The sequence below is a fragment of the Streptomyces sp. NPDC104761 genome, from assembly GCF_055583445.1.
The window spans coordinates 1-17,257 of sequence record NZ_JBVJNZ010000038.1; the positions used below are offsets into that span (position 1 = coordinate 1).

A 17,257-nucleotide genomic window follows, 5' to 3' on the forward strand; every position below is an offset into this window, starting at 1 on the left:
CCCCCCCCCCCCCCCCCCCCCCCCCCCCCCCCCCCCCCCCCCCCCCCCCCCCCCCCCCCCCCCCCCCCCCCCCCCCCCCCCCCCCCCCCCCGGCCGGTGTCACCCGCGCCTGAGGCCCAGCACCTCCGCCGCCGCGAAGGTCTCCCCCGCCGGTCGCTGCGCGTAGTGCGGTGTGAGCGCGGCGTCGAGTTCGGCGTAGTCGAAGGTGTCCTGCTTGCTGTCGAACTTGGCCTGCACGCGCGGGCGTTCCACGACGGCGACCATGCCGCCGTGGACCACGAGCAGCTGGCCGTTGATCCGTCCGGCGGCCGGGGAGGCCAGGTAGCCGACGAGCGGGGCGACGTGCTCGGGGGCGAGGGGGTCGAGGCCCTCGGCGGGCTGGTCGACGCCGGCGAAGACGTCCTCGGTCATCCGGGTGCGGGCGCGCGGGCAGATCACGTTGGCGGTGACGCCGTACTTGGCGAGGGCGAGGGCCGTGGAGGTGGTCAGGCCGACGATGCCGCCCTTCGCGGCCGCGTAGTTGGGCTGGCCCGCGGAGCCGGCGAGGAAGGCCTCGGAGGAGGTGTTCACGATCCGGCCGTAGACCTTCTCGCCGCCCGCCGCCTTGGACCGGTCCCGCCAGTGCGCGGCCGCGAAATGAGTGGTGTTGAAGTGGCCCTTGAGGTGGACCCTGATCACCGAGTCCCACTCGTCCTCGGTCATGGAGAAGACCATGCGGTCGCGCAGGATCCCGGCGTTGTTGACGAGGATGTCCAGCTTTCCGTAATGGGTTGTCGCAAGCATGAGAAGCTCTCGCGCCTGCGAGAAGTCGGCGACGTCTCCGGTGTGGGCGACGGCCTCGCCGCCCGTCGCACGGATCTCCTCCGCGACCTGCTCGGCGGGTGCCGAGGAGGCCTCCCCCGAGCCGTCCCGGCCCGGCCGGCCGAAGTCGTTGACGACGACGGCCGCGCCCAGCCGGGCCAGCTCCAGCGCCTCGGCCCGGCCCAGGCCCCGGCCGGCCCCCGTGACGACGGCGGCCAGCCCTTCCAGCGGCCTCTCCTGCATACGGCGGCCCCTCAGATCTCTATGCAGGTGCGCAGGGCGGTGCCCGTGCGCATCTGGTCCAGGGCCTCGTTGATCCCGGCCAGCGGCACCCGGTGGGTGATCAGGCCCTCCAGGTCGATCCGGCCCGCCCGCCACAGGGCGATCGTCCGCTCGTAGGAGCGGACCACGTCCCCGCCGCCGTACATGGACGGCAGGATCCGCTTCTCGTCGAAGAACAGCTCGAACATGTTGAGCTGGAGGAAGTCGTCCATGGCGCCCGCGCCGACGACCACGAGGGTGCCGCCGCGCCGGGTGTTCTCGTACGCGGTCCGGGCGGTGGCGGACCTGCCGACGACCTCGAAGACGTAGTCGAAGCCCTCGCCCGCGGTGACCTCCTGCTTGACGCCAGGCAGTTCGTCCGGCGAGACCGCCCGCGTCGCCCCGAACCCGAGCGCCGACTCGCGCCGCGACTCGACCGGGTCGACGGCGACGATCTCGGCCGCGCCCCTGAGCCGCGCCCCCTGGATCGCCGAGATCCCGACGCCTCCGCAGCCGATGACGGCGACCGACGAACCGGCTTCCAGATCGGCCGTGTTGAGGGCCGCACCGAGCCCGGTGGTGACCCCGCAGCCGATCAGCGCGGCGATGTCGAAGGGCACGTCGTCCGGGATCGGCACCGCGCACCCGGCGTCGACCACGACCTCCTCGGTGAAGGTGCCGGTGCCCGCGAAGCCGAAGACGTCCTGGCCGGGGCGCCGGAAGTTGGGGGTGCCTGCGTTCATGAAGCCGGCCAGGCAGAGCTCGGTCTGGCCGCGCCTGCAGGCGGGACAGGCGCCGCAGGCCGGGAGCCAGCAGACCACCACCCGGTCGCCGGGCTTCACCCGGGTGACGCCCTCCCCCACCTCCAGGACCTCGCCCGCGCCCTCGTGGCCCGGTACGAACGGCCCCGGCTGCGGCAGCACCCCGCTCATCGCCGACAGGTCCGAGTGGCACAGCCCCGTGGCGCGCACCCGGATGCGGACCCTGCCGGGCCCGAATCCCACCGCCTCGACGTCGTCGAGGACGTCCAGTTTCTCCTGGCCGATCTCGTGCAGTACGGCTGCGCGCATGCTGCGGCTCCCCTCAACTGCCTACTGGATCAAAGGTGTTCGACGATCGTGTCGGCGAGGACGGGCGCGTCCTCGCGCTCTGCGGCGCTCACGGCGACCCGGACCCGGCCGTCGCCCCGCCACATGCGGATGCGCAGGGTCTCCCCCGGGTACACCACCCCGGCGAACCGCGTCGTGTACGACCGCACCCGGCTCACGTCCCCGCCGAGCAGTGTGTCCACGACCGCCTTGAGCGTCATGCCGTAGGTGCACAGCCCGTGCAGGATGGGCCGGTCGAAGCCGGCGAGCTTGGCGAACTCGGGGTCGGCGTGCAGGGGGTTGTAGTCGCCGGAGAGGCGGTAGAGCAGGGCCTGGTCCTCGCGGACCGGGCGCTCGACGGTCCGGTCCGGCTCGCCGGCCGGTGGGTCGGGCCGGGTCGAGGGGCCGCGGTCGCCGCCCCAGCCGCCCTCCCCCCGTACGAAGATCTGGGCGTCGTTGGTCCACAGCGGGCCGTCGGCGTCCGCGACGTCGGTGCGCATCACCAGGACGGCCGCCTTGCCCTTGTCGTACACCGCGGCGATGCGGCTCGTGGCGGTGGCGGCGCCCGCGGGCGGGATCGGGCGGTGCAGGGTGAGGGACTGGCCGCCGTGCAGCACCCTGGCGAGGTCGACGTCGATGCCGGGCATGGACAGTCCGCCGATCACTCCGGGCGAACCGGCGCCCGCGACGGTGGCGAAGCTGGGCAGGACGTGCAGCCGGGTCTCCAGGGTGTAGCGCAGTTCGTCGGGATCGGTGGCGGGGCGGCCCGCGCCGATGCCGAGGTGGTAGAGCTGGACGTCCCGGCGCTCCCAGCGGATCTCCCCGGACCTGGGTTCGGCGGCGAGGGCCTTGGCGGCGTCGATGGGCATACGGCTCCTGAGGTGTCTGAAGACCCCGGCACGGCCGTCCGCACCGTCGGCCGCACCGAGGTCGTCCACGGGTGCAGATCTAGAACGCGTTCCATTCCAGCGCACCTTGTATAGCCCAGCCCTCCGCACTTGTGAAGGCTCCTGACGTCGTGTCAGATACGGCAATGCCGGACCATGACATTTGTCCCGCCCGGGGCCGTACATCCGCCTCTGCCGAACCGGCGCCGCCTTCCGTAGGGTCGTAACGCCGGACAGTACGGCCGGACGGAACAGAAGACCACGAACAGGGACAGATCCACACGGACCGGGGGAAGAGTGACATGGCGTGGTGGCAGCAGGTGAAGTGCCAGGCGGACGGGTGGCGGACGGCCCGTGCCCAGTGGCGGGAGGAGATGGCCCGCTTCAAGGAGCAGCAGAAGGCCGCCCGCAAGAACGGGCAGGTGCCCGACCACGCGGGGCCGCCGCCCTCCGGGTTCGCCCTGCTCCCCTGGCTGCTGATGGGGCTGGGCTCGCTCTCCAACCTGCTCCAGGGCAAGACGGCCAACCCGTGGATCGGCGCGATCGGCCTGCTCGCCTTCAACTCGCTGTACATCTACGTGACCTTCCGCTCCTTCCGCAAAGAGGCCAGGGAGGCCGTCTCCACCCGTGTCGCCCTGCTGCTGATGGGCCTGCTGACCACCGGCCTGGCCCTCGGCTACGGCGGCAACTGGCTGATGTTCTTCCCGCTGCTCGGCCTGGCCACGGGCGCGGCGCTGCGCGGCGCCTGGCTGGGCCGGACCGGCATCCTGCTGGCCTGCTTCGCGGGCGCGGCCTCCTGGTACCGGGACGGCTCCGACGCCATCACCATCGCCTACGGCACCTTCCTGTCGACGATGATCACCGCCGCGATCCTCTCCCTCTCCGAGGCCGTGCGGGAACTGCGCGCCGCCCGCGAGGAGCTGGCCCGGCGGGCGGTGGAGAAGGAGCGGCTGCGCTTCTCGCGGGACCTGCACGACCTGCTCGGCCACACCCTCTCCGTGATCGTCGTGAAGTCGGAGGCGGCCCGGCGGGTCGCGCCCCGGGACCTGGACGCGGCGCTGACCCAGATCTCCGACATCGAGTCGGTCGGCAGGCAGGCGCTCACCGAGATCCGGGAGGCGGTCACCGGCTACCGGGAGGGCAGCCTGGCCGCCGATCTCGTCCGGGCCCGGTCGGCCCTGACGGCGGCCGGCGTCGAGCCGGTGGTCCGGCAGTCGGGGGCGCCGCTCGTCCCGCAGACCGAGACGCTGCTCGGCTGGGTGGTGCGCGAGGCGGTCACCAACGTGGTCCGGCACAGCGACGCCACGCGCTGCGAGATCGCCGTCGACAGCGCCGCCGGGCGGGCCCGGCTGACGGTCGCCGACAACGGCTCGGGCGCGGTGGCCGCCGAGCCCTGCCGGGAGGGCATCGGCGGCACCGGCCTGCAGGGGCTGACCGAGCGCCTCGCGGCGGCGGGCGGCTCCCTCACGGCCGGCCCGGCGCCGCGCGGCGGCTTCACGGTCACCGCGGAACTTCCCACCGAGGCGCTGGAACTGCTGGCCCCGGCGGCCGCTACGGCGCCCAGGGCGAGCTGACGACCCAGCTGACGTCGTCGGTCCAGGACGTGGCGCTGTCCCAGGCGTTCGAGCCGCCGTCGCTCGCTATGTAGAGGTTGTAGTTGTAGTGGCGCAGGTATTTCGTCGGATAGTTATACGAGGCGAAGGACGTGCCCGTGCCGCTCTTGCCGGTCGTCGGACAGAAGGTCGCGTCCTGCCGATAAGTTGCGGTCCCGTCCATGGGCTGCCGGTAGATCTTGTAGTTGTAGTGGCGCAGGTAGTCGCCGGGGTAGTTCCGGGACTCGAAGGAGACGCAGGAGCTGTCGGCGAGGCCGGGGCGGACGATCCAGGTGGCGTCGTTCTTGTCGAGGACGGAGCTGCCGGAGGTGATGGCCGACAGCACACCGGCGTTGTTCTGGTGGCGGACGTAGTCGGCGGTGCAGCAGGAGGTGGTGGCCTTCAGGGAGATCTCCGAGGCGGAGCCGAGCGTGCCGGTGGAGCCGGTCGCGCCGCCGTAGCCGACGGAGACGATGTTGGACTGGACGGCGTCGTCGGCGGCGTCGGTCGGGATGCCGGAGGTCATCACGCCCTCGAAGAACGAGCCGATGGAGCCGTTGCTGTTGTCGCCGCCGGTGCCGAGGACGATCGCGCCCTCCTGGTGCATCGGCGAGTAACCGCTGCTGGTACTGGGCTCACCGCCGGAATAGGTGGTGGTGAGCCCGCCCGATTGTGCGTTCCCCCATTTCAGTGCGAAATGGTTCTGTCCGTTGTTCTTCAGCAGCGCGGTGACGAACGGTATCGCGCCGGTGCCGGTGTTGGAGGAGTTGGTGCTGTAGCCGAGGTTGGACTCGAACAGCCCGTTCTCCAGGTCCGCCTGGACCCAGGGGCCGGAACCGTAGCAGGGCGAGAACCAGCACTCGGTGCCGAAGTTGATGGCGTCCATGTGGCCGTTGCCGGTGTCCTTGTTGTTGGTCTCGGCGTTGCCGTAGTCGAAGCAGCAGCTGCCGTTGACATGGGTGCCGGAGGTGACCATGTACATCCCCTCGGCGGCGCCGTTGGTGGCGACTCCCGAGGTGGAGTTGTCCCGGTAGCCCATGCCGGCCGAGATCTCCAGGCCGTACACCTGGTGCCCGCCCACGGTCACCGGCAGCGCGTCCGCCGGGGCCCCGACATCGGCCGCGCCGGCCCCGCCCGCGCCCTCGACGGTGAGGTCGTTGTGCTTGCTGGACTGGTCGTAGATCCTGGTGACGATGCAGGTCGTACCGGCGCAGAAGGTGTTCTGCGCGGCCGCGTTGGCGTAGCCGCCGGTGGCCAGCAGCCCTATGTCGGCCGTGGCGCCGTCCGAGGCGCGCCGCACCTGGTAGAGGGAGCCGCCGTACGACGAGTACAGCGCCCGGACCATGCTGTGGGCGGCGACGCACGGGGTGCCGGCGGCGGCGTAGACGTCACACGGCAGCGAACTGGCGGCGGACGCCTCGGGGGCCCCGGCCCCGACGACGAGCGCGGCGACGGTGGCGAACGCGGCGAGCACGGACAGGACGGCTCTGCGGACGCGCGGCGGACAGGAGCGCAGGGCTCGTACAGGCACTGAGAACACGGTGCACCTCTTCCTGGTTCCTCGTAGGGCGGTGCGGGTTCCTGATGTCCGGTATCCCGAACGTCGTTCGATCGAAATACCGAACTTATTCAGCTGTCGAAATACCGACCATTCGCCGGCCATTCAGGAATTGCAAAGGCGATTGTTTGAGCATGGTCAACCGCCGTCAAGACCTGCGGCGCGGAACAATGGCCATTCTTTGATTGCCGGGCGCGAGGCTACGCTTGGGCTGTGTACGAGCCTGCGAACGAGATGCCCCGGGACCACCGGCCCGCGAAGTCCATCAGGGTGCTGCTCGCCGAGGACCAGGGGATGATGCGCGGGGCTCTCGCGTTACTGCTCGGGATGGAGCCGGACATGGAGGTCGTCGCCCAGGTCGGGACGGGCGACGCGATCGTGGACGCCGCGCTCGTCCACCGGCCGGACGTGGCCCTCCTCGACATCGAACTGCCGGGCATGAGCGGCCTGGACGCGGCGGCGGAGCTGCGTGAACAGGCGCCGGACTGCCGGGTGCTGATCCTGACCACCTTCGGCCGGCCCGGCTATCTGCGCCGGGCGATGGAGGCCGGGGCGGCCGGGTTCCTCGTCAAGGACGGGCCGGTGGAGGAGCTGGCCCGGGCGATCCGGCGGGTGCTCACCGGGGAGACCGTGGTCGACCCGGCGCTCGCCACCGCCGCGCTCAGCGCCGGGCCGAACCCGCTCACCGCCCGCGAGTGCGACGTGCTGAAGGCGTCGGTGGACGGCGCGACCGTCGCCGACATCGCGGCGAAGCTGCATCTGTCGGAGTCGACGGTCCGCAACTACCTCTCCGCCGCGATCGGCAAGACCGGCACCCGCAACCGCGCGGAGGCGGTACGGGAGGCCCGGCAGCAAGGGTGGCTGTGAAGTCCACGAGCTCCCCGGACCGTTGCCTGCCGTCCTGGAGAAATTCCGGCCTACCTCGCGGAGACGGTCGGCTTCGCGAGGACGTTCCGCCGTGGCAGCCACAGCAGCATCAGTAGCGCCCCGGCCAGCAGCACCCCGGTGCTGGTGCGGAAGGCGGCCGCGTACCCGTCCGTGAGGGCGGCCGCGCCGCCGGAGCCGTCGGTGCGGGCCGCGGCGATCGTCGACATCACCGCGAGCCCCAGCGAACCGCCCATCGTGCGCGAGGTGTTGATCAGCCCCGAGAGCAGTCCTGCCTCGGCCGGCGCCGCCCCCGCCGTGGCCAGCGCGGCCAGCGGGGTCGCCGCCAGGCCCGCGCCGAGCATCATCAGGATCCCGGGGACCATGACGGCCGTCGTATAGGCGCCGTGCGGGCTCATCGTCGACTGCCAGGCGAACCCGGTCGCCGCGACGAGCGTGCCGGACACCGCCACCGTCCGCGCCCCCGCGCGCCGCATCAGCCGGGGCGCCGTCTTGGAGCCGACGAGCACCGCGACCGAGCTGGGCACCAGGGCGAGACCGGCCTCCAGCGGGGTGTAGCCGAGGACGTTCTGGGCGTAGAGCGTCATGAAGTACCACATGCAGAACATCGCCGAACCGGAGACCAGCATGGCCGCGTTGGCCGACGCCACCGGCCGCCGGCGGAGCAGTCCGAGCGGCATCAGCGGGGCCGCCGTACGCGCCTCGACGGCCAGGAACAGGCCGAGCAGGGCGAGCCCGGCGGCGAGTGGGAGCAGGGTGGCGGACGCCGTCCAGCCCTCGGCCTCGGTCTGCGAGATGCCGTACGCCAGGGTCCCGAGGCCCGCCGTCACCAGCAGGGCGCCGGGCAGGTCGAGGCGCCGTCCGTCGCCGGCCCGGCTCTCCGTCAGCCACAGCACGGACCCGGCGAGGACGAGCGCGCCCACCGGCACGTTGATGAGCAGCACCCAGCGCCAGGACAGCACGTCCACCAGCACCCCGCCGACCAGCCCGCCGGCCGCGCCGCCTCCCGCACCCACCGCCGTCCAGGTGGCGATCGCCCGCGCCCTGGCCGGCCCCTCCGGCACCGCGGCCGTCAGCAGGGTCAGCGTCGAGGGGGCGAGGACCGCGGCGCCCAGCCCCTGCACGGCGCGGGCCAGCAGCAGCTGCCAGCCGTCCTGGCCGAGCCCGCCGCCGAGCGAGGCCAGCGTGAACAGGCCGAGCCCGACCAGGAACATCCGCTTGCGCCCGTACAGGTCGCCGGCCCGGCCGCCGAGCAGCATGAACCCGGCGAACGCGATGGCGTACGCGTTGACCACCCACTGCAGGCCCGACGCGCTCAGCCCCAGGTCGGCACGCATCGACGGCAGCGCCACGTTCACCACGGACACGTCGAGGACGACGAGGAACTGACCGGCGCACGCCAGCGACACCACCAGCCAGGTGGGGGGCGCGGTGCGGCGGGATATGTGGGCGGTGTCCGCGGCTTCGAGCATGGGTGTCATGCTCTCAAGCCGGTTACGGTCCTTGCATCGGCTTTTCGGCCCACGTGGCCGGCCCGGCCCTCGGTCCGCGGCCCTCGGTCGTCCGGCCTACGCCGCCCGCCGGAGCAGCGTCACCACCGCCGCCCCGCCCAGCCCGATGTTGTGGGCGAGCCCCACGCGGGCCCCGGGCACCTGCCGGTCCCCGGCCGTGCCGCGCAGCTGCCAGACCAGCTCGGCGGCCTGCGCGAGGCCGGTCGCGCCCAGCGGATGCCCCTTGGAGATGAGCCCGCCGGAGGGGTTCACCACCCACCGGCCGCCGTAGGTGGTCGCGCCGGACTCGACGAGCTTGCCCGACTCGCCGGCGGCGCACATGCCGAGCGCCTCGTAGGTCAGCAGCTCGTTGACGGAGAAGCAGTCGTGGAGTTCGACGACGTCGACGTCCTCGATGCCGAGGCCGGAGCGGTCGTACACCTGCCGGGCCGCGGCCCGCGACATGGGCTGCCCGACGACGTCGATGCAGGAGCCCGACGCGAAGGACTCCTCGGTGTCGGTCGTCATCGCCTGCGCGACGATCTCGACGAGACCGGTGAGGCCGCGGCGTTCGGCGAACCGTTCGGAGACGACCACGGCCGCCGCCGCGCCGTCGGAGGTGGGAGAGCACTGGAGTCTGGTGAGCGGGCGGTGGACGGTGCGGGCGGCGAGGATGTCGTCGATCTCGTACACGTCCTGGAACTGCGCGTACGGGTTGCGGGCCGAGTGCCGGTGGTTCTTTGCGGCCACGGCGGCGAGCTGGGCCTCGGTCGTGCCGTACCGCTCCATGTGCTCACGGGCCGCGTCGCCGAAGATCTGCGCGGTGGGCGGCGTCGCCTCGAAGCCGTGCCGGGCGGCCATGACGCCGTAGTGCCGGGCGACGGGGGACGTGGCGAAGTCGCCGCCGACGGTGCCGCCGCCGAGCGCACCCCTCTTCATCTTCTCGAAGCCGAGGGCCAGGACGCAGTCGGCCGCACCGCCCTCGACCAGCTGGCGGGCGAGCATCAGGGCGGTGGCGCCGGTGGCGCAGTTGTTGTTGACGTTGTAGACGGGCACGCCGGTGAGACCCAGCTCGTAGACGGCGCGCTGGCCGGCGGTCGAGGGCTGGAAGCAGTAGCCGACAGGAACCTGTTCCACATCCGGGTAGGAGATCCCGGCGTCGGCGAGCGCGGAGCCGCCGGCCTCCCGGACCATGTCCCAGTACTGCCAGTCGCGGCTCTCGGGTTTCTCGAACTTGGTCATCCCGACACCGGCGAGATACGCCTTCACAGCAGCCATGAGGCGTGAGATTAGAACACGTTCCACCAACAGGCCAGACCTGACGAGAGATCAGAAACCCATGGGAAGGTCAAGGATTCGTTAGCAGCTCGAAGCAACGGAATAGTTGCCTGTGCATACGAGGTTTACCGAGCACTTATTCCGCACGCATGCCGTACTTCCCGTCACTCTCTCGGCCCGGAGGCCACACTCAATGACGCACACGACGACCGACCAGCCCGTCCGGGGCGCGAGCGGGGCCGTGGTCCCGGTCCTCGCCTTCGCGGGCATCGTGGTCGCGGTGATGCAGACCCTGCTCGTTCCGGTCATCAAGGACCTCCCGGAGCTGCTGGGCACCGAACCCAGCAACGCCACCTGGGTACTGACCTCGACGCTGCTGTCGGGCGCCGTGGCCACCCCGATCATGGGGCGCCTCGGCGACCTCTACGGCAAGCGGCGGATGCTCGTCCTGAGCCTCGCCGTGATGGTGGTCGGCGCGCTGATCAGCGCGCTCACCAGCAACCTGCTCACGATGATCGCGGGCCGGACCCTCCAGGGCTTCGCCATGGGCGCGATCCCGCTGGGCATCGGCCTGATGCGCGACATGCTGCCGCGCGAGAGGCTCGGCTCGGCGATGGCCCTGATGAGCTCCTCGATCGGCGTCGGCGGCGGCCTCGCGCTGCCCGCCGCGGCCCTGGTCGCGCAGCACATGGACTGGCACGCCCTGTTCTACGGCGCCGCCGGCCTCGGGGTCCTCTCCATAGCCCTGACCCTCCTCGTCGTGCCGGAATCCCCGATGCGCGCGGAGGGCTCCTTCGACGTGCCCGGCGCGATCGGCCTGTCGGCCGGTCTGGTGCTGCTCCTGCTGCCCATCACCAAGGGCAGCGACTGGGGCTGGTCGTCCGGCACCACGCTCGGTCTGTTCGCCGCCTCGGTGGCCGTCCTCCTCCTGTGGGGCGTCTTCGAACTGCGCCACTCGGCCCCGCTGGTCGACCTGCGCACCACGGCCCGCCCGGCGGTGCTCTTCACCAACCTCGCCTCGATCATGGTCGGCGTCAGCTTCTACGTCGTCTCGCTGGTCCTGCCGCAGCTGCTCCAGCTCCCGAAGGCCACCGGCTACGGCCTGGGCCAGTCGATGGTCAGCGCCGGCCTGCTGGTCGCCCCGCTGGGCCTGACGATGATGTTCACGGCCCCCGTCTACGCCCGCCTCTCCGCCAAGTACGGCCCCAAGACCACCCTGATCCTCGGCATGGTGATCATCGGCATCGGCTACGGCGGCGGTCTCGGCCTGATGAGCGCGGCCTGGCAGAGCCTGGTCATCGCGGTCGTTCTGGGTGCCGGCATCGGCCTCGCCTACTCCTCCCTCCCGGCGCTCATCGTCGGCGCGGTCCCGGCGTCGGAGACCGGTGCGGCGAACGGCCTCAACACGCTGATGCGGTCCATCGGCACGTCCGTGTCCAGCGCCGTCATCGGCATGGTGCTGGCCAACACGGCGAACCACGTGGGCGGCGTCGCCATCCCGACCATGCACGGCTTCCGGGTCTCGTTCCTGATCGCCACCGGAGCGGTCGCCGCGGGTCTGGTCCTCGCCCTGCTGCTGCCCAAGCGGGGCCGGCCGGCCGAGGTCGCCCAGCACACCCAGCTGCGGGCGAGCAGCGAGGAGGAGGCGGTGCTCGCGGGCGCCGAGGAGGTGCTGCGCGGCTTCCGCGGGCGCGTCCTGGACGCCGCGGGCGTGCCGGTGGCCCGCGCCAAGGTGACGCTGATCGACCGGCGCGGGCGGCAGGCGGGGGCGACGCTGTCCGCCGAGGACGGCACGTACGCGCTCGTGGTGCCGGCCGAGGGGGCGTACGTACTGGCCGCGAAGGCGGCCGGCCATGGGCCCCTCGCCTCGTCGGCGACCCACACGGGCGCCGCCGGCGCGGTCGACCTGGACCTGGCGCTGCCCGGGGAGACGGTCAGCGCGTAGCACTCCGTGGGGGCGGCCGCGAAAACGACGGGGCCGCCCCCGCTGGAGTTACCACGACGCGTCGCCCGCCGACCGCGGCGCCGTCGTGGCTGGTCGCGCAGTTCCCCGCGCCCCCTTCGGGGCGCTGCCGGACCCCCGTCAGACCACGGCCGCAAAAAACGACGGGACCGGCCCCTGCCGCGACGCGTCGCCTGCCGACCGCAGCGCCGTCGTGGCCGGTCGCGCAGTTCCCCGCGCCCCTTCGGGGCGCTGCCGGACCCCCGTCAAACCGTGGCCGCAAAAAACTACGGGGCCGGCCCCTGCCGCGATACGCCGTCTGCCGACCGCGGCGCCGTCGTGGCTGGTCGCGCAATTCCCCGCGCCCCTTCGGGGCGCTGGCGGGCCCCGCGTCGGGCAGTTCGCCGTGTCGCCTTCGGGGCGTTGGCGGAGTCGGGGGGCGGAGGTTCCCGTGTGTCTTTGGGGGTGGCGTCAGCCTGTGGCGGGGCGTTCGGTCGGGGGGCGTCTGCGGGTGGTCTTGTTCGTGAGGGACGGGGGCTGCCAGACGCCGTCGGCCCGGTAGAGGTCGGTGCCGGGGGCCACGATCTCGTCGATGCGGTCGAGCACCGCGTCGTCGAGGAGCAGTTCGGCCCCCTTGAGCAGCGCGGCGAGCTGGTCCATGGTGCGCGGGCCGATGATCACCGACGTCACCGCGGGGTGCACCAGCGGAAACGCGACGGCCAGCTCGGGCAGGGTGCAGCCCACCTCCTCGGTGAGCGCGACGAGCTGCTCGACGGCCGCGTACTTCGCGGCGTTGCCGGGTGCGGCGGGGTCGAAGCGCTGCGGGGTGAGCCTGGCCCGGCCGGTGGTGAGGTCGACGGGGCGGCCCTCGCGATGGGCGCCGGAGAGGAATCCGGAGGCGAGCGGCGACCAGGTCAGCACGCCCATGCCCAGACGCTGCGCGGTGGGCAGCACGGCCCGCTCGACGCCGCGGGCCAGCAGCGAGTACGGCGGCTGCTCGGTGCGCATCCGCATCAGCCCGCGCCGCTCCGCCACGTGGTGCGCCTCGACGAGGTCCTCGGCGGGGAACGTGGAGCAGCCGAACGCCCGGATCTTGCCCGCCGTCACCAGGTCGCCGAGGACGGACAGGGTCTCCTCGATGTCGGTGGTGTGGTCGGGGCGGTGCACCTGGTAGAGGTCGATCCAGTCGGTGTCCAGCCGCCGCAGGCTGTCCTCGACGGCCCTGACGATCCAGCGCCGCGAGTTGCCGCTGCGGTTGCGGCCCTCCCCCAGCGGAAAGTGCACCTTCGTGGCGAGCACCACGTCGTCGCGCCTGCCCTTGAGCGCCTTGCCGACGATCTCCTCGCACTCACCGGCCGAGTACATGTCGGCGGTGTCGACGAAGTTGATGCCGGCGTCGAGCGCCGCGTTGATGACGCGGGCGCCGTCCTCGTGGTCGGGGTTGCCGACGCTCCCGAACATCATCGTGCCGAGGCAGTGGGTGCTGACCTCGATGCCGGTCTTGCCCAGGACGCGATAGCGCATGCCGGAACTCCGTTGCAGGTGGGGCGGGTTGGCGGCGCCAGTGTAGGAGTTGGAGTGCGCTTGAGGGCCAGCCCCTGCGCCGGCCGGCCGGGCCGGCGCACACCCGGCCGACGGGCCTGCGGAGCAGGTGCGGCAGCATGGACGCCCGGACAGTCGTACGAGTGAATGACGGAGAGGACGCCCATGACCGCGGCAGCCCCCAAGCCCGACACCCTGGCCGCGTTCGAGGCGGCGAAGGGGTTCATGCCCGCCGGCGAGGGACTCGCGCTGTACGCGGCCGCCGTCGAGGCGGGGCGGCTCGGCCTGCCGCTGCTGGAGGTCGGCACGTACTGCGGCCGCTCGACGATCCTGCTCGCCGACGCCGCCCGCGCGGCCGGGGTCACCGCGGTCACCGTCGACCACCACCGGGGCAGCGAGGAGCAGCAGCCGGGCTGGGACTACCACGACCCGGAGACGGTCGACCCGGAGCTCGGGCTGATGGACACCCTGCCCGCCTTCCGGCGCACCCTGCACCGGGCGGGCCTGGAGGACCACGTCGTCGCCGTCGTCGGCCGCTCCCCGCAGATCGCCGCGTTCTGGAACTCCCCGCTCGGCTTCGTCTTCATCGACGGCGGCCACACCGACGAGCACGCCACCGCCGACTACGAGGGCTGGGCCCCCCATGTGGCCCAAGGCGGTCTCCTTCTGATCCACGACGTCTTCCCGGACCCGAAGGACGAGTTCACCGGCCAGGCCCCTTACCGCGTCTACCTCCGCGCCCTGGCGTCGGGCGCCTTCACGGAGGTCTCGGCCCACGACTCGCTGCGTGTCCTGCGGCGAACGGGGGCGGGGATCTGAGGGCGCGGTTAGAGTCGCAGACGTGTCGTACACAGCCCCGGACTTCGATCCCCCGCAGCAGCGCCGGTTCCGGCGGGCGCCGCTCGCCGTCGGTCTCGCCGCGCTGGTGCCCGGTGCACTGCTCGGCTGGGTGGTGTACGAGGGGGTGGGCAAGCCCGGCGGACACTCCGGCGGGGGCGGCGGGCAGGCGGGTGCGGCGGCACCCGAGTCGGCGGCCGCGACGGCGAGCGACGACGCCAAGGTGCCGGGCGCCGGTCCGAGCCCGAGCGCGGGCCGCCCGCTGCGGGGCAAGGTGGTCGTCATCGACCCGGGGCACAACCCGGGGAACTTCCAGCACACGTCCGAGATCAACCAGAAGGTGGATATCGGGACGAACTGGAAGGAGTGCGACACGACGGGCACCTCCACCAACGACGGGTACACCGAGGCCCGCTTCACCCTCGACGTCGCGCACCGGCTGCGCACCCTGCTGGAGCGGCAGGGCGCCACGGTGAAGATGACCCACGACGGGGACCAGCCGGCCTGGGGGCCGTGCGTGACCAAGCGGGCGGAGATCGGCAACGACGCGCACGCCGACGCGGCCATCTCCATCCACGCCGACGGAGCACCCGAGGGCGACCGCGGTTTCCACGTCATCCTCCCGGCCTCCGTGCACGCGGGCGCCGCCGACACCCGCCCGATCGTCGACTCCTCCCGCACCCTCGGCGAGCACATCGAGAGCGACTTCGCGAGGGTCACGGGCAGCGCGCCGTCCAACTACGTCGGAAACGGCACCGGCCTCGACGTACGCCAGGATCTCGGCGGTCTCAATCTGTCAACGGTTCCCAAGGTGTTCATCGAGTGCGGCAACATGCGCGACAGCAAGGACGCGGCGTTGCTGACCAGCGGGGCGTGGCGGCAGAAGGCGGCGCAGGGGATGTCTGAGGGAATCGTGAGTTTCCTGCGCGGGTAGGCATCGGCGGGCCGGTCCGGGCGGACACCCTGATCGTTCGGGCGATAGTGTCGTCCCTGCGATTCCTACAATCGATTCCTACGATGAGGGGCACACCCTCGCGACGCCTCCTCCGCCGACGAGACGACCCACGAAGGACCTGAAGTGAATATCCGCTCCCTCACTAGAGGCGACGGCGCGGTGATCGGAGCAGCGGTGTTGCTGTTCGTCGCGTCGTTCCTCGACACGTTCGACAAGTCCGGCCCGAACGCCTGGGACAACCTCGGCCTCGTGATGAGCATGTACGTCGGCGGCATCGCCGGCGCGGTCCTGATCGTCCTCGCCCGCGCACTGCCGCAGCCGTTCAAGTTCGCCGGGCTCGACCTCGGCCAACTCGGCGTCGGCCTCACGGTGTTCTCCCTGTGGACCGCGTTCTGGTCGACCATCGACCCGCTGGGCGCGTTCTCCGACCAGCTGGGCGGCGCCGACGTCGGCGCGGGTTCCGGTCTGATCCTCGGCCTGATCGCGGCGCTGGTCCTGGCCGCGGCAGCGATCGCCACCCCGCTGGTCCCGGCGCTCCAGGCGGCCCTGGTCCCGGCCCCCAAGCCGCAGGCCCCGCAGCCCTACGGCGCCCAGCCCCCCGGCGGCTACGGCTACCCGGGTGCCGGCGCCCCGCAGCCCGGCCAGCCCTACGGCGCGCAGCCGCAGCCCGGTCAGCCCTACGGCCAGCAGCAGCCCCAGGCCCCCGCGCAGCAGGCGCCGGCCCCCGACTTCTCGCCGTTCTGGTTCGCCGTGCCGGTGTCGCGGCCGCTGTTCGCGGAGGACGGCTCGTCCGCGCCGATCGCCGAACTCGCCCCCGGCACCTGGTACTTGGCGGTGGAGCAGCGCGGTGCCTCGCTGGTCGCGCAGACTCAGGACGGCCGCCGCGGCGTGCTCCAGGACACCTCCGGGATCCAGCGCGGCTGAACGGCCCCGCACCTACGGCCCCTCGCCCTTCCGGGTGCGGGGCCGTTGTCGTACAGTCGCCCGGCAATCGTCTGACGTGATGTCAGGAGGCGGTCATGCGGCTCGGGTTGGCACTCGGTTACTGGGGGCGCGGGCCCTCCCCCGACCATGTGCCGCTGGCGCTGGAGGCGGAGCGGCTCGGGTACGACTCGGTGTGGACGGCGGAGTCCTGGGGCTCGGACGCCTTCACCCCGCTCACCTGGATCGCCGCGCGGACGTCGACGATCAAGCTGGGTACGGCCGTTGCCCAGATGGCGGCCCGGTCGCCGGCCACCACCGCGATGCACGCGCTGACCCTGGACCACCTGTCCGGGGGCCGGGTGCTGCTCGGGCTCGGGCTGTCCGGGCCGCAGGTCGTCGAGGGCTGGTACGGCCGCCCGTTCCCGAAGTCCCCGCTGACCGCGACCCGGGAGTACGTGGACGTCGTGCGCCAGGTGCTGCGCCGGGAGGGGCCGGTGACGGTGGACGGGCGTTTCCACCCGCTCCCGTACCGGGGGCCGGACGCCACCGGTCTCGGCAAGCCGCTGAAGCCGATCACCCACCCCCTCCGGGCCGGGCTGCCGGTCCTGCTCGGTGCCGAGGGGCCGAGGAACGTCGCCCAGACGGCCCGGATCGCCGACGGCTGGCTGCCGCTGTACTGGGCGCCGAGCCGCCCCGAGGTGTACGGCCCGGCGGTCGCCGGTCTCCCGGAGGGTTTCCTCGTCGCCCCCATGGCCCAGGTCAGGGTCTGCGACGACGTGGCGGCGGGGCTCCTCCCCGTCAAGGCCATGCTCGGCTTCTACATCGGCGGCATGGGCCACGCGGCCCGCAACTTCCACGCGGATCTCATGGCCCGCATGGGCTACGAGGAGGAGGCCCGGCGGATCCAGGAGCTGTTCCTGTCCGGGCGGCGCGAAGAGGCGGTGCTGGCGGTGCCGGACGCGTTCGCCGACGAGATCTCCCTGGTCGGTCCCCGCGAACGCATCGCCGAGCGGCTGGAGTTGTGGCGCAAGGGCCCGGTGACCGACCTGCTGGCCCTGTCCCCCGACCCGCACACCCTGAGGGTGCTGGCCGAACTCAACTCCTAGCTTGATCTTTAACCTTTGCGGCGGGGCTTCGGGGTGGTCGACTTCTTCTTTTGTCCCCGTGCTGGCTGTGTCTTCTTGGGTGTGTGCACGTCGTGGCGGGGTGCAGGACGC

The 17,257-nt window shown here is 72.4% G+C and carries 14 protein-coding genes; 7 read left to right on the top strand and 7 right to left on the bottom strand.

What is annotated here, in order from left to right; all coding sequences use genetic code 11:
• Positions 1–99: 99 nt before the first annotated feature.
• Genes ACZ63F_RS42755 through ACZ63F_RS42765 form a run of 3 tightly spaced genes read right to left on the bottom strand, consistent with a single transcriptional unit; the run spans position 100 to position 3,019 of the window.
• A complete protein-coding gene (locus tag ACZ63F_RS42755; RefSeq protein ID WP_469719468.1) occupies positions 100–1,044 on the bottom strand; it encodes a 3-oxoacyl-ACP reductase in 945 nt (314 codons plus the stop codon).
• An 11-nt stretch (positions 1,045–1,055) separates the two neighbouring features.
• Positions 1,056–2,132 carry a Zn-dependent alcohol dehydrogenase gene (locus ACZ63F_RS42760; RefSeq protein WP_457690645.1) on the bottom strand — a complete coding sequence of 359 codons (1,077 nt, stop codon included), beginning with the start codon at positions 2,130–2,132 and terminating at the stop codon, positions 1,056–1,058.
• A gap of 29 nt (positions 2,133–2,161) precedes the next feature.
• Complete coding sequence (locus ACZ63F_RS42765; RefSeq protein ID WP_469719470.1) at positions 2,162–3,019, bottom strand: MaoC/PaaZ C-terminal domain-containing protein; 858 nt, start codon at positions 3,017–3,019, stop codon at positions 2,162–2,164.
• Between the two features lie 320 nt (positions 3,020–3,339).
• On the opposite strand from ACZ63F_RS42765, the gene ACZ63F_RS42770 reads away from it, so the two are divergent.
• Entirely contained in the window at positions 3,340–4,611 is a 1,272-nt protein-coding gene (locus ACZ63F_RS42770) for a sensor histidine kinase (protein WP_469719472.1), read from the top strand.
• On the opposite strand, the gene ACZ63F_RS42775 is transcribed toward ACZ63F_RS42770, so the two are convergent.
• Positions 4,589–6,160 (bottom strand): alpha-L-arabinofuranosidase B, encoded by a 1,572-nt coding sequence (locus ACZ63F_RS42775; protein ID WP_469719474.1) that lies wholly within the window; start codon positions 6,158–6,160, stop codon positions 4,589–4,591. The two genes, ACZ63F_RS42770 and ACZ63F_RS42775, sit on opposite strands and share 23 nt — an antisense overlap.
• 261 nt (positions 6,161–6,421) lie before the next feature.
• Between ACZ63F_RS42775 and ACZ63F_RS42780 the strand changes: the two genes are divergently transcribed.
• The gene (locus ACZ63F_RS42780; protein WP_352353998.1) at positions 6,422–7,054 is read left to right on the top strand and encodes a response regulator transcription factor; all 633 of its coding nucleotides are present in this window, start codon (positions 6,422–6,424) and stop codon (positions 7,052–7,054) included.
• A 50-nt stretch (positions 7,055–7,104) separates the two neighbouring features.
• Here the strand turns inward: ACZ63F_RS42780 and ACZ63F_RS42785 are convergent, their stop codons facing one another.
• Both ACZ63F_RS42785 and ACZ63F_RS42790 read right to left on the bottom strand, forming a co-directional pair.
• Positions 7,105–8,553 carry an MFS transporter gene (locus ACZ63F_RS42785; RefSeq protein WP_469719476.1) on the bottom strand — a complete coding sequence of 483 codons (1,449 nt, stop codon included), beginning with the start codon at positions 8,551–8,553 and terminating at the stop codon, positions 7,105–7,107.
• Positions 8,554–8,640: 87 nt separating this feature from the next.
• Positions 8,641–9,831: a lipid-transfer protein gene (locus tag ACZ63F_RS42790; protein ID WP_469719488.1), complete on the bottom strand. Its 1,191-nt coding sequence runs from the start codon at positions 9,829–9,831 to the stop codon at positions 8,641–8,643.
• A gap of 202 nt (positions 9,832–10,033) precedes the next feature.
• On the opposite strand from ACZ63F_RS42790, the gene ACZ63F_RS42795 reads away from it, so the two are divergent.
• Positions 10,034–11,785, top strand: coding sequence for an MFS transporter (locus ACZ63F_RS42795; RefSeq protein WP_469719478.1), 1,752 nt, complete (start codon positions 10,034–10,036; stop codon positions 11,783–11,785).
• A gap of 468 nt (positions 11,786–12,253) precedes the next feature.
• On the opposite strand, the gene ACZ63F_RS42800 is transcribed toward ACZ63F_RS42795, so the two are convergent.
• Entirely contained in the window at positions 12,254–13,306 is a 1,053-nt protein-coding gene (locus ACZ63F_RS42800; RefSeq protein ID WP_469719480.1) for an aldo/keto reductase, read from the bottom strand.
• A gap of 183 nt (positions 13,307–13,489) precedes the next feature.
• Here ACZ63F_RS42800 and ACZ63F_RS42805 point away from each other — a divergent pair, with 183 nt between their 5' ends.
• From ACZ63F_RS42805 to ACZ63F_RS42820, 4 genes are all read left to right on the top strand, one after another.
• Complete coding sequence (locus ACZ63F_RS42805; RefSeq protein WP_469719482.1) at positions 13,490–14,143, top strand: class I SAM-dependent methyltransferase; 654 nt, start codon at positions 13,490–13,492, stop codon at positions 14,141–14,143.
• A gap of 22 nt (positions 14,144–14,165) precedes the next feature.
• On the top strand, positions 14,166–15,095 hold the full coding sequence (locus ACZ63F_RS42810; RefSeq protein ID WP_469719484.1) for an N-acetylmuramoyl-L-alanine amidase: 930 nt from the start codon (positions 14,166–14,168) through the stop codon (positions 15,093–15,095).
• 144 nt (positions 15,096–15,239) lie between these two features.
• Complete coding sequence (locus ACZ63F_RS42815) at positions 15,240–16,040, top strand: hypothetical protein (RefSeq protein WP_469719485.1); 801 nt, start codon at positions 15,240–15,242, stop codon at positions 16,038–16,040.
• A gap of 95 nt (positions 16,041–16,135) precedes the next feature.
• A complete protein-coding gene (locus ACZ63F_RS42820) occupies positions 16,136–17,146 on the top strand; it encodes an LLM class F420-dependent oxidoreductase (protein WP_469719487.1) in 1,011 nt (336 codons plus the stop codon).
• Positions 17,147–17,257 lie beyond the last annotated feature (111 nt).

What these genes read in the sequence shown, in the direction of transcription:
- ACZ63F_RS42755 (WP_469719468.1), bottom strand. Translation starts at nt 1,044, where the DNA reads ATGCAGGAGAGGCCGCTGGAAGGGCTGGCCGCCGTCGTCACGGGGGCC.
- ACZ63F_RS42760 (WP_457690645.1), bottom strand. Translation starts at nt 2,132, where the DNA reads ATGCGCGCAGCCGTACTGCACGAGATCGGCCAGGAGAAACTGGACGTC.
- ACZ63F_RS42765 (WP_469719470.1), bottom strand. Translation starts at nt 3,019, where the DNA reads ATGCCCATCGACGCCGCCAAGGCCCTCGCCGCCGAACCCAGGTCCGGG.
- ACZ63F_RS42770 (WP_469719472.1), top strand. Translation starts at nt 3,340, where the DNA reads ATGGCGTGGTGGCAGCAGGTGAAGTGCCAGGCGGACGGGTGGCGGACG.
- ACZ63F_RS42780 (WP_352353998.1), top strand. Translation starts at nt 6,422, where the DNA reads ATGCCCCGGGACCACCGGCCCGCGAAGTCCATCAGGGTGCTGCTCGCC.
- ACZ63F_RS42785 (WP_469719476.1), bottom strand. Translation starts at nt 8,553, where the DNA reads ATGACACCCATGCTCGAAGCCGCGGACACCGCCCACATATCCCGCCGC.
- ACZ63F_RS42795 (WP_469719478.1), top strand. Translation starts at nt 10,034, where the DNA reads ATGACGCACACGACGACCGACCAGCCCGTCCGGGGCGCGAGCGGGGCC.
- ACZ63F_RS42800 (WP_469719480.1), bottom strand. Translation starts at nt 13,306, where the DNA reads ATGCGCTATCGCGTCCTGGGCAAGACCGGCATCGAGGTCAGCACCCAC.
- ACZ63F_RS42805 (WP_469719482.1), top strand. Translation starts at nt 13,490, where the DNA reads ATGACCGCGGCAGCCCCCAAGCCCGACACCCTGGCCGCGTTCGAGGCG.
- ACZ63F_RS42820 (WP_469719487.1), top strand. Translation starts at nt 16,136, where the DNA reads ATGCGGCTCGGGTTGGCACTCGGTTACTGGGGGCGCGGGCCCTCCCCC.